Here is an 11,909-nt window from a genome sequence, read left to right on the forward strand (position 1 = left end):
GTCAGGCCTCTTTTCCCGAGGCTGCCTGCCTGCTCAGCGGCAACGACAGGAACTGGTTGAGGTCTGCCGGGATGCCCAGGCCATAAATGCCATGACCTTCTGCACCAATGCTGTAATGAATGACCCTGGCGCCCTGCCCGATGAGCTCGTTGTAAACCGGTGCGACATAGAACTCGCCGTTGACGCGAAGATCTTTCGCGACCATCGCCTCAATGGCCGATATCAGTTGACCTGCGCGGCGAACGTTATAGATGCCGACAGTGGCCTCGTCAGAGATAACCTCCTTTTCCACCACACGGTCGATCAGGCCTGCTGCACTGAAGCCAACGAAAGACCATTTCGGATCGTTGGCTTTCATGGTCATGATCAAACCCTCTGCATCGCTCTCGCTCATTGCCTGCAGATAGGCATTTATATCCACATCGACGTACTGGTCGCTGTTGGCAATCATCACTTGCTGGCTGTCGTCGAGCAGGTGCCGCGCTGCATACACCGAGCACGCAGCGCCCCCGGTCAGGCCGCCGAGCTCGACGATCTCGCAGCCGGGCGCCCAGGCATTCAGTCTTTCCCTCAGCCCGTAACGTGCGACCTGTTCCGACTGACAGATAAAGATGAATCTGTGCGGGCACTTCGGCGTCAGGTTGTCGATCACGACCTTGATCATCGGTACACCATGTACAGGGATCAAGGGTTTGGGGTCGGTGTAGCCCGCAACCGCAAAGCGACTCCCGGCCCCGGCCATCGGAACGATAATTTGCAACATGGAAATACCTTTATGAATTGAGTGATGGCCAAGTTGACTGGAAGCATGGCATCACGAAACAATGAATCAGTAATAACCCTGCTCGGTCATCCGGCCGCGCTCAAGCGTCAAGTAACGCTGGCAAAACTCTTTACCTTCTTCTACTGCGTGGGTAACAAGGATCAAGGCCATCCCGTCATCCTGCATCATTCGAATTCGTTCGTGGCATTTGCGCTTGAGCTCTTCATCACCCACCGCAAGTACTTCGTCAGCCAGTAATGTCTGAGGCTCGACATGAACGGCAACTGAAAAACCCAGCCTCATGTACATGCCTGACGAATAGTTCTTTACCGGTGTATCGATGAAGTTTCCCAACCCGGAAAAATCGACAATCTCGTTGAAGCGCGAACGCACTTCCTTGTTACTCAATCCAAACAGACTGGCATTGAGGTAGATATTTTCCTCGCCGGTCAGTTCAGGGTGAAAACCCACTCCTATTTCGATTAGCGGTGCTACTCGCCCCACACTGGTCAGCCGCCCACTGGTGGGCACAAGAATGCGTGAGACCAGTTGCAACAAGGTACTTTTACCTGAACCGTTATGCCCCACCAGTGCAAGCGACTCACCTTTGTGCAAGGTGAACGAGACATCACTGACTGCCGTGAATGTTTCGGCACGCTCACGATATCGAGTGTCAAACAGCCCCAGAAACTTCTTCTTCAAACCGCCTCTGTTATGGCGCAGAACAAACTGTTTGGTAAGGTTCTCTGCCTTGATGACGACGCGACTCATAGATATTCCACCACGCGGTCCACCTTCCTGAACATCAACAGGCCCACCAGCAGCGACGCAGCGCCCATGAACACGCACAGCAGCAAATCACGGGGCTCGGGAACGATTCCGGCATGCAGAATGCGGGTAAAACTGTTGAAGTACAGGCCTACCGGGTTATAGGCCGCAATGCGGGCGACACCGTCGGGCAGCGATGAGGTCACCCATACGATGGGTGTAAGCCAGAACAACAAGGGTAGAAACACATCGGTGAAGTGCTTGGCATCCCGTACGGTGACCTGGATGACGCTGAGTGCCAGACCAACGCCCATGATCAATGCCATGAATGCGATCAGCACAATCGGATAAAACAACAGTGCACGCGAAAAGACACCGCCCAGCATGGCAAATAGCGATGCATAGACGAGCATGCAGCCGGCCCAGAAAACGACGATGGCCAGCGCACCGGAAACAGGCAGTAAAAGACGAGGAAAGCGCAACTTTCGAATGAGGTTGCCGTTATTGATCAGCCACTCTCCGCTTTGCGAAACAATTTGTGCCAGAAGCATCCAATGGACAACCCCTGTCACCAGGTGCAGCGCAAAGCGGTCCTGACTACTGGGCAGAATATAAGTGAACACCGTGTAATACGTGAGCGTGACAACCAATGGGTTACCCAACGACCAGACAAAACCCAACGTTGCACCCATGTAACGGATTTTTATTTCCTTGGAAACAAGATTGATGATCAGGTCACGCCACTTCATCACGCCCGGACTGCAGAAAGACGGCATACGGTATCCAGCTATTAATAGGTAAATCAGAGAGAGCGACTTTGACAACCAAGATCATAAATGGATAACCTTATGACCTCACGCTGCGAACACATGTTCTCTTCTTTTACCCAGCTACAGCTATAGGACGCCGCCTTAGTTCCTGTGGGAATATTCCACAAGCTACCAACGGCAGCGAACTGAGCCCCTCGTTACACTCGTTCACGATCGCAAGGCACTTCCCTGCACGCGCGTTGATCTATAACATCAATGGTCCTTTGCAACACGACCGGTCCAGCGATCCCCCTTGAACAAGCGAGGCTTCTCATGACGCAAACGCCCTACACTCCGCCGAAGGTCTGGCACCAGCAAACAAAAGCGGGCGGCACGTTCGCCAGCATCAACCGGCCCGTCGCCGGCCCCACGCACGACAAGGAGCTGCCGGTCGGCAAACACCCGCTGCAGCTTTATTCACTGGCCACACCCAACGGTGTAAAGGTCACGATCATGCTCGAAGAGCTGCTGGCGCTCGGGCACAGCGGCGCGGAATACGATGCCTGGCTGATCCGCATCTCCGAGGGCGATCAGTTCTCCAGCGGCTTTGTCGAGATCAATCCCAATTCCAAGATCCCGGCATTGCTGGACCGAAGCCATGAAACACCTGTTCGGGTATTCGAGTCCGGCTCTATCCTGCTGTACCTGGCTGAGAAGTTTTCCAGCTTCCTGCCGGCCGACCCGGCAGGCCGTACCGAAACGCTGAACTGGCTGTTCTGGCAGATGGGCGCCGCGCCTTATCTGGGTGGCGGTTTCGGGCATTTCTATGCCTACGCGCCCGAGAAACTCGAATACCCCATCAACCGCTTCGCGATGGAGGCCAAGCGCCAACTCGATGTGCTCAACCGCCGCCTGGGCGAGCATCGCTACCTGGCTGGCGATACCTACACGATTGCCGATATCGCGGTCTGGCCATGGTATGGCGCGCTGGTGCGGAACAAAGTGTATTCGGCTGCCGAATTCCTCTCGGTACACGAATACCCGAACCTGATTCGCTGGACGGAAGAAATCGCCGCACGCCCGGCCGTTATCAAAGGCCAGAAGGTCAATCGCACCTGGGGCGAAGAAGCCGATCAGGTTCCGGAGCGGCATCAGGCATCCGATCTGGATAAATAAGGCACACGTCAAGTCCTTCGCGAACAGAAACCTGATGCTACAAACCCACAGGAAACTCTGGAACAGAACGTCCTGATCTGCACGTAAAGTAGCCGACCTTAACCACCGCCCAAGGACGCGCCTTTATGAGCCGAACAACCGTTCTTCCAGACTTTCGCTCGCAATCGCCCATCAGGTTGCTACGCAGTGGAGTACTTTCAGTATGAGTACTCCCAACACACCGCATACGCCTGTACATGATCGCTTTGATGAAGTGCTCGCCATGATCCGGAGCGCTCGACAGCAGGCCGCACAGGCGGTGAACACGCAATTGATCGAGCTTTACTGGCAAGTCGGCGCTTACATCAGTCGCAAGCTTGAAAACGCTGAATGGGGTGACGCGGTGGTCACCCAGCTTGCCGAACATCTGGCCACCACCCAGCCAGGACTGCGTGGTTTCACACGTCGTAATCTGTTTCGCATGCGCCAATTCTTTGAGGTCTACCGCGACGATGAGGTAGTGTCAGCGGTGCTGACACAATTGCCGTGGACCCATCACCTGATCATCTTCAGTCAAAGCAAGCGCCCCGAAGAGCGTGAGTTTTATCTGCGTATGGCAATCAGGGAAAAGTGGTCCAGTCGCGAACTTGAGCGCCAATTCAAGAACGCTCTATTCGAGCGCACTGTCACCCAGCCAGCCAAAGCCTCGGCGATGCTCAAGGAAACCCGGCCGGCCGCACTGGATATATTCCGTGATGCCTACATGGTGGAGTTTCTGGAGCTGCCACCGGGGCACGCCGAAGCGGACCTGCATGGCGGTTTGTTGAAACGCCTGAGGGACTTTCTGATCGAGCTAGGCCGCGACTTCTGTTTTGTCGGCTCCGAGTACGCGTTGCAGGTCGGCGGCCAGGACTTTGCTCTGGATCTGCTGTTTTTCCATCGAGGCCTCAATTGCCTCGTTGCCATTGAGCTCAAGGTCGGCCGCTTTGAGCCCGAATACCTCGGCAAACTGGACTTCTACCTGGAAGCGCTGGACCGCAACGAACGCAAACCCCATGAAAACCCGGCCATTGGCGTCTTACTCTGCGCCAGCAAAAACGACGAAGTCGTCGAGTACGCTCTGAACCGCTCGCTTTCACCCGCGTTGATTGCCGAGTACCAGACCCGCCTGCCGGACAGACAGTTACTGCAAGCGAAACTGCATGAGTTCTACGCGAGCGCTGTGTTGAACGATCAGTGATACCTGCCAGGCGCACGATGCATTACGCTTGCGGGTACCTGAGCCGCAGCCTGCAAGCCTTTTCACCCGGAGCCTCCAATGCCGCAAGACAAAGACCCTCGTGCCCACACCGCCCTTTCGCAACGCGGTCGCAGTGCTGCCAGCGGGCCGGGGATTGCGGTCAACCCACCCGTCGTGCGCCTCAGTACGGTGCTGTTCGACAGTCTGGAAAGCTTGCGGCAGGCGGAAATTCGCACCGCAGGACCGGAGCGCTCGCTGACTTACGGCGCCAACGGCAGCCCGACTGCGTTTGCCTTGCAGGACCTGATCTCCGAGCTCGAAGGTGCACACGGCACCTGCCTGTACCCGACCGGGCTGGCCGCAGTGGCACAGATGTTTCAATCGTTTCTACGCCCTGGCGATCATGTCCTGATCACCGAATCGGTCTATGGTCCTGTTCGGCGGCTGGCGAAAACCATGCTGACCGCCTTCGACATCCAGTTCGATTTCTACGCGGCCAACGGCAGTAACGTGGAATCGCTGATCAAGGCCAACACCCGGATGATCTATGCCGAAGTGCCCGGCTCGCTGACATTCGACATGTGTGACCTGCCATCCCTGTCACAGCTGTGCAAAGCAAGGAATCTGCTGCTGGCTGTGGATAACTCCTGGGGCTCGGGGGTGCTGTACAAGCCGCTGGAGCTGGGCGCGGACATTTCGCTGATGGCCCTGACCAAGTACGTGGCCGGCCACTCCGACGTGATGATGGGCAGCGTCAGCACCACCGAAGCGCACTGGCATACCCTGAAAACCATGAACACCGCCGTGGGCAATACCGTCAGCCCCGACGATGCCTATCTGGTGCTGCGTGGCGCCCGCAGTCTGGCGGCGCGCATGGCCATGCATGAGCGTCACGCGCTGCAGATCGCACAATGGCTGCAGACTCAGCCCCAGGTTGCCCGCGTGCTGTATCCCGCGTTGCCGGACGATCAGGGCCACGCGATCTGGAAGCGCGACTTCCATGGCTGCAACGGCTTGCTCAGTTTTGAATTCAACACCGTTGACCGGCAGGTGCTGGATCGCTTTACCGGCGCGTTGAAACTGTTCGGCGTCGGCTACTCCTGGGGTGGTTTTGAAAGCCTGATCACGGAAGTCGAACAACACGGTCCCGAGCACGGTAGCGGCCCGATGCTGCGGCTGCAGGTCGGCCTGGAAAGCCCGGAAGACCTGATCGCGGATCTGCAGAACGGATTCGCGGCAGGTTGACCCCGGCAGCCGCTTGAAGAGCGCAGGTCCGTCGCCGCAATTTGCCCAGACGCCAACGCTCTGCTAGTGTCGCGCGGTTTAACCTCTACCGGAAATGCCCTCATGGCCCGCAAGAAAGCTGCACTGGATTTCGAACAGTCACTCGCTGACCTGCAAGCGCTGGTAGAGCGGCTGGAGAATGGCGAGTTGTCGCTGGAAGACTCCCTGACCGCCTTCGAGCAAGGTGTACGCCTGACCCGCGACTGCCAGAGCGCCCTCACCCAGGCCGAGCAGAAGGTTCAGGTATTGCTGGAACGCGATGGCGAGCTCAGCGAAGAGCCGTTCGACGATGCGGAACTCCCCGAATGATCGCGAGCTATCAAGCGCAAAGCCAGACTCGCGTCAACGCAGCACTCGACGGGCTGTTCAAGGCCCCGGGCCCTGAGCTCGAACGCCTCTACGAAGCCATGCGCTACAGCGTGATGAACGGCGGCAAGCGCGTACGCCCGCTGCTCGCGTATGCCGCCTGCGAAGCACTGGGCGGTGTAGCCGAGGATGCCAACGGCGCCGCCTGTGCCGTTGAACTGATTCATGCCTACTCGCTGGTCCATGACGATTTGCCGGCAATGGACGACGACGACTTGCGTCGCGGCCAGCCAACCACACACAAGGCCTTCGATGAAGCCTGCGCGATCCTCGCCGGTGACGGCCTGCAGAGCCTGGCCTTCACGGCCCTGCTCGCCCCTCACCTAACGTCGCGCGATGCCGAGACGCGTCTGCAGATGGTCACGGCCCTCGCGACGGCGGCCGGACCGGCGGGCATGGTGGGTGGTCAGGCTATCGATCTGGGTTCAGTGGGACTGAAGCTCGATCAGGCGGCGCTGGAATACATGCATCGCCACAAGACCGGTGCATTGATCGAAGCCAGCGTCCGCCTTGGCGCACTGGCCAGCGGTCACGCCGATCAGCCCCGCCTCGATGCCCTACAGGTCTACGCGCGTGCGATCGGTCTGGCGTTTCAGGTTCAGGACGACATTCTCGATGTCGAAAGCGATACCGCGACCCTCGGCAAGCGCCAGGGCGCCGACATCGCCCGTGACAAGCCGACCTACCCGGCGCTGCTGGGCCTGGAAGCGGCCAAACACTACGCACTGGAACTGCGTGATCAGGCGCTGCAGGCGCTGAGCCCGTTCGATGCCGCCGCAGAGCCGTTGCGCCAGCTGGCACGCTACATCGTCGAACGTCGCCACTGATCACTGTCACCCGAACCGGAAAATCCGCTGAATCAACCACGCGTCACCGTGGTCTCAGTGAGTACACATGTCAGTCGGCAGGTCATCCGCCGACTCACTTCATGGGCAGCGTGCGATGCATAAGGTAAACTGCCGCCTCTTTTACTTATAACGATTCGCCTGATGCCCACGACGTTCAAAGAGATCCCACGCGAGCGCCCGGTCACGCCGTTGCTCGACCGAGCCGACACCCCGCACGGCCTGCGCCGTCTGGGCGAAGCCGAGCTGGAAACCCTGGCCGATGAACTGCGCCTGGAATTGCTGTACTCCGTTGGCCAGACCGGAGGGCATTTTGGTGCCGGCCTCGGGGTCATCGAGCTGACCATCGCGCTGCATTACGTTTTCGACACCCCGGACGACCGTCTGGTGTGGGACGTGGGTCATCAAGCCTATCCGCACAAGATCCTCACCGGCCGTCGCGCGCGCATGTCCACGCTGCGCCAGAAGGACGGGGTTGCGGCCTTTCCGCGTCGCAGCGAAAGCGAGTACGACACCTTTGGTGTCGGGCACTCCAGCACCTCGATCAGCGCCGCGCTGGGCATGGCGATTGCCTCGCGCCTGCAGGGCAGCGAGCGCAAATCGATTGCCGTGATCGGCGACGGTGCGCTGACTGCCGGCATGGCCTTCGAAGCGCTGAACCACGCGCCGGAAGTGGCCGCCGACATGTTGGTGATCCTCAACGACAACGACATGTCGATCTCGCGCAATGTCGGCGGGCTATCGAATTATCTGGCCAAGATTCTTTCCAGCCGCACCTACAGCAGCATGCGTGAAGGCAGCAAAAAGGTGCTTTCGCGCCTGCCCGGTGCCTGGGAAATCGCGCGGCGCACCGAAGAGTACGCCAAAGGCATGCTGGTCCCGGGTACGCTCTTCGAAGAGCTGGGCTGGAATTACATCGGTCCTATCGACGGCCACGACCTGCCGACCCTGATCGCCACCCTGCGCAATATGCGTGACCTGAAAGGCCCGCAGTTTCTGCATGTGGTGACCAAGAAGGGCAAGGGGTTTGCGCCGGCCGAAGTCGATCCGATCGGCTATCACGCCATTACCAAGCTCGAGCCGCTGAATGCGCCTGCCGCGCAGAAAAAGATCAGCGCACCGAAATACTCCGGCGTGTTCGGCCAGTGGATCTGTGACATGGCCGACGCTGACTCACGGCTGGTCGGCATCACGCCGGCGATGAAGGAAGGTTCGGACCTCGTTGCGTTCAGCGAACGCTTTCCCGAGCGCTACTTCGACGTGGCCATTGCCGAGCAACACGCAGTGACCCTGGCGGCCGGTATGGCGTGCGAAGGCAGCAAGCCGGTGGTGGCGATCTATTCGACCTTCCTGCAGCGTGGTTACGATCAGCTGATCCACGACGTCGCAGTACAGAACCTCGACGTGCTGTTCGCCATCGACCGCGCCGGGTTGGTGGGCGAAGACGGTCCGACTCACGCGGGCAGCTTCGACCTTTCGTACCTGCGCTGCATCCCCGGCATGCTGGTGATGACGCCGAGCGATGAAAACGAACTGCGCAAGCTGCTCAGCACCGGTTACCTGCATACCGGCCCCGCGGCAGTACGCTACCCACGCGGCACCGGCCCTAACGCGGTGATCGAGGCCAGTCTTGACCCGGTCGAGATCGGCAAGGGCGTTGTGCGGCGTCAGGGCCAGGGCGTTGCGATATTGGCGTTCGGCGTGCAACTGGCCGAGGCGCTGGTGGTGGCCGAGAAGCTCGATGCAACGGTGATCGACATGCGTTTCGTCAAGCCACTGGACGAAGCCTTGGTCAGCGAAGCTGCCGCCAACCACGAGTTGCTGGTCACACTGGAAGAAAACGCCGTCATGGGCGGTGCAGGTGCTGCGGTCAGCGAATTCCTGGCGCGCGCCAACATCCTCAAGTCGGTATTGCACCTGGGTCTGCCGGATGTCTACGTCGAGCATGCCAAGCCTGCGCAGATGCTCACCGAGTGCGGCCTGGATGCCCAAGGGATCGAAGCCGCGATCAATGAGCGACTGGCGCTGATTGGCTGACTGCCAGAGGTTCCTCACGCGCCTGGCGTGAGGAACGATCATCACCCGCCCTCGTGCAGCAATCCTGATAACATGCTGCGCACTTCGACACTGCCGCGATGCCAGCCGATGCCTCATGTGACCCGCTCCGCCTCCACGCCTGAATTGACCTCGTTGTTCGCCGCCTTGCAGCAGCACTTCATGCAGGTCGTCGTTCCGCTGTGGCAGGGTCCTGGCTGGAACGCACAATTGGCATTGCCTTACGAAGCACTCGACGCCGGCGATCAACCGTTGCCGCCGCAACGCTATCGCGCCATGGCCTGTGCGCGTCAGCTGTTTCTGTTTTCCAGCCTCATCGATCACGCACAAGTGCCGGATGCACGGGCGCGGGCGCGGGCCGGTGAATTGTTCCGCTCCCTGCAACAGCACTTCCACGATGCCGAGCATGGCGGCTGGTTCTACAGCATCGATCCACAGGGCAAGCCGCTGGATCGCCGCAAGGACCTCTACACCCACGCTTTCATTATTTTTGCCTGTGCACACTACTGGGCGAAAGCTCAGGACCCGCTGGCAGAGTCGGTGCTCAATGCAGCGCTCAACGTTGTGGCCGAACGCTTTGCCGACAACGACGGGCTGTACGAGGCGCAGCTCGATGAAGACTGGTCGATACTGGGCACCGGACCGTTGCAAAACCCCTTGATGCACTTGGCAGAGGCCTTTCTGGCCACCCTGTCGGTGCGTGCCGACCCTGCCACACAGGCTGCACTGGACGCGCTGGTTATCCACATGCAACGCCGTTTCGTCGATACGGCAACCGGCGTGATGCTGGAGAAGCCTCTGGGCGCTGTGGATAACTGGTACGAGCCAGGTCATCAGTTCGAATGGTTCTTCCTGCTGCAATCGTCCCCGGAACTGCACGGGCGCGAGCTGCATGAATCCATGACCCGCGCGTTCGTCTACGCTCAGGCGCAGGGTGTCGATCCTCACAGCGGGGCTGTGACGGCGATGCTGGCGCTCGATGGTACGGTGCGCGATGCCACCCAGCGTATCTGGGCCCAAGCGGAATACCTGCGGGCGATGGCCCTGCGCCCCGACTGCGAAGCGGCCTTGACCCGGCAGCTGTCGGCCTTCGAGCAGCGCTTTCTGCATGCCAGGGGCTGGAACGAGTGCGTCGAGCCCGATGGCAGGGTCAGCCGCAGCGATATGCCGTCGACGACGCCCTACCACTTGGCCACCTGCTACATCGGCTTGGCAGATTTCGTCGAAAATCGCTTCGTCAGCGCATTCCCGCCGCCAACGCCGGCAGATAGCTGATCAGACCCAGCTGATCGGACCGCATCTGCGCGGCCCGATCAGCACACCACTCAACCGCGGTTGCGATCAATCGCAAAGCCGGCCCAGGTCTGGCTGACTGGCATCAGTTCCAGGCTGTTGATGTTGACGTGCGCTGGCGTGTTCATGATCCAGAAGATGGTGTCGGCGATGTCCTGAGGCTGAATCGGCTCGGCACCTGCGTAGGTCGCATCGTACTTGGCCTGATCACCGCCGAAACGTACCAGCGAAAACTCGCTCTCGCACAGCCCTGGCTCAAGATTGGTGACTCGCACGCCCGTGCCGATCAGGTCGTTGCGCAGGTTCAGCGAGAACTGCCCGACAAAGGCCTTGGTGCCACCGTAGACGTTGCCACCCGGATACGGGTAGTTACCGGCGACCGAACCCAGGTTGACAATGCTCGCGCCGCGACCATGCGCGATCAGGCGTGGCAGCAGCAGACGCGTGGTGTAGACCAGACCTTTGACGTTGGTGTCGATCATGGTGTCCCAGTCATCCAGATCGCACTTGGGTGCAGGATCGATCCCCAGCGCCAGGCCGGCATTGTTGATCAGCCCGCGAATGGTGCCGAACTCTTCAGGCAAATCTGCGATGGCGCTCTCCATCGCCTTGCGGTCACGCACATCCAGCACCAGCGTATGCACCTTGGTCTGCTTCGACAGCTCGGCGCTCAAGGCATCCAGACGGTCCTTGCGTCGACCGGTCAGCACCAGCGACCAGCCCGCCTCGGCGAAACGGCGGGCACACGCCTCGCCAAAACCGGAAGTGGCGCCCGTGATGAATACAGTGGAAGTCATTTCATTCTCCTGACATGGCGCAAAAACAGCGCTGCCTGTTAATAAGTTTCTGGCAAGGGCAGCAGAATGCCCGTCAGCGGGACATCGATGCAACAACCGAGTGCATTTGTACAAAAAACAACCAACCCGGAGCAAGCCTTGCGCCACGGGCCCCGCAGGTACTTTTGCCCACCTTATCCACAGTCAGACCCACAATCTCTGGGGGCAAGTCAGTGGTGCTGGACATCACGTGTTTCGGGGCCTGCAGCGTATCAGGCGAAGTTTTTTCCTTGACTTTGCCCGACACTGACAAGAGGCCGGAAAGCGTCAGAAAACGGTGATGGCCTGTAGCCCAGACCCTATAACGTCCGGGGCAGTCTTTCCAAGGCTTGTTAACAGACTTATCCACAGGCTGCTCACCTAAAAACGCTGTATGAACGACCAGCCCCGATGCTGTTGACAAACGCCCCATCAGGCCGGTCGAAAACCACTGTGCGAAATTTAACCACTCTTCTACAGGCCTTATGCATAAAGGGCTGCAGGCAAATACTCCCAAGTTATTAACAGCCGGTTCCACAGTAAACCTGAACAAGTCAAAACGGTGACAAAACAACC

11 protein-coding genes are annotated in these 11,909 nt (G+C 59.2%); 7 read left to right on the forward strand and 4 right to left on the reverse strand.

The features are described 5' to 3' along the window. Position 1: 1 nt before the first annotated feature. The 3 genes from PCPL58_RS25400 to PCPL58_RS25410 all read right to left on the reverse strand — a co-directional run bounded on the left by PCPL58_RS25400 (position 2) and on the right by PCPL58_RS25410 (position 2,307). Positions 2–763 (reverse strand): glycosyltransferase family 2 protein, encoded by a 762-nt coding sequence (locus tag PCPL58_RS25400; protein ID WP_065350732.1) that lies wholly within the window; start codon positions 761–763, stop codon positions 2–4. 66 nt (positions 764–829) lie between these two features. Then, complete coding sequence (locus PCPL58_RS25405; RefSeq protein WP_065350733.1) at positions 830–1,534, reverse strand: ABC transporter ATP-binding protein; 705 nt, start codon at positions 1,532–1,534, stop codon at positions 830–832. Next, entirely contained in the window at positions 1,531–2,307 is a 777-nt protein-coding gene (locus PCPL58_RS25410) for an ABC transporter permease (RefSeq protein ID WP_065350734.1), read from the reverse strand. The genes PCPL58_RS25405 and PCPL58_RS25410 overlap by 4 nt, the downstream gene beginning before the upstream one ends. Positions 2,308–2,613: 306 nt before the next feature. On the opposite strand from PCPL58_RS25410, the gene yghU reads away from it, so the two are divergent. The 7 genes from yghU (at position 2,614) to PCPL58_RS25445 (ending at position 10,500) form a co-directional block, all read left to right on the forward strand. Continuing rightward, positions 2,614–3,456, forward strand: a complete 843-nt coding sequence (gene yghU, locus PCPL58_RS25415; protein ID WP_065350735.1) for a glutathione-dependent disulfide-bond oxidoreductase — start codon at positions 2,614–2,616, stop codon at positions 3,454–3,456. Positions 3,457–3,658: 202 nt separating this feature from the next. Beyond that, positions 3,659–4,675: a PDDEXK nuclease domain-containing protein gene (locus PCPL58_RS25420; protein WP_003317233.1), complete on the forward strand. Its 1,017-nt coding sequence runs from the start codon at positions 3,659–3,661 to the stop codon at positions 4,673–4,675. A gap of 78 nt (positions 4,676–4,753) precedes the next feature. Next, a complete protein-coding gene (gene metC / locus PCPL58_RS25425; protein WP_065350736.1) occupies positions 4,754–5,920 on the forward strand; it encodes a cystathionine beta-lyase in 1,167 nt (388 codons plus the stop codon). Positions 5,921–6,022: 102 nt separating this feature from the next. Next, entirely contained in the window at positions 6,023–6,268 is a 246-nt protein-coding gene (locus PCPL58_RS25430) for an exodeoxyribonuclease VII small subunit (protein WP_002551852.1), read from the forward strand. After that, a complete protein-coding gene (locus PCPL58_RS25435; protein WP_010407759.1) occupies positions 6,265–7,152 on the forward strand; it encodes a polyprenyl synthetase family protein in 888 nt (295 codons plus the stop codon). Before PCPL58_RS25430 ends, PCPL58_RS25435 begins: the two co-directional genes overlap by 4 nt. A gap of 162 nt (positions 7,153–7,314) precedes the next feature. Then, on the forward strand, positions 7,315–9,207 hold the full coding sequence (gene dxs, locus PCPL58_RS25440) for a 1-deoxy-D-xylulose-5-phosphate synthase (RefSeq protein ID WP_003366371.1): 1,893 nt from the start codon (positions 7,315–7,317) through the stop codon (positions 9,205–9,207). A gap of 72 nt (positions 9,208–9,279) precedes the next feature. After that, positions 9,280–10,500, forward strand: coding sequence for an AGE family epimerase/isomerase (locus PCPL58_RS25445; protein ID WP_065350737.1), 1,221 nt, complete (start codon positions 9,280–9,282; stop codon positions 10,498–10,500). Positions 10,501–10,550: 50 nt separating this feature from the next. Here the strand turns inward: PCPL58_RS25445 and PCPL58_RS25450 are convergent, their stop codons facing one another. After that, positions 10,551–11,315, reverse strand: coding sequence for an SDR family oxidoreductase (locus PCPL58_RS25450; RefSeq protein ID WP_003431917.1), 765 nt, complete (start codon positions 11,313–11,315; stop codon positions 10,551–10,553). Positions 11,316–11,909: the final 594 nt, after the last annotated feature.

It is taken from the genome of Pseudomonas cerasi (assembly GCF_900074915.1).
Classification (GTDB): Bacteria; Pseudomonadota; Gammaproteobacteria; order Pseudomonadales; family Pseudomonadaceae; genus Aquipseudomonas; species Aquipseudomonas cerasi.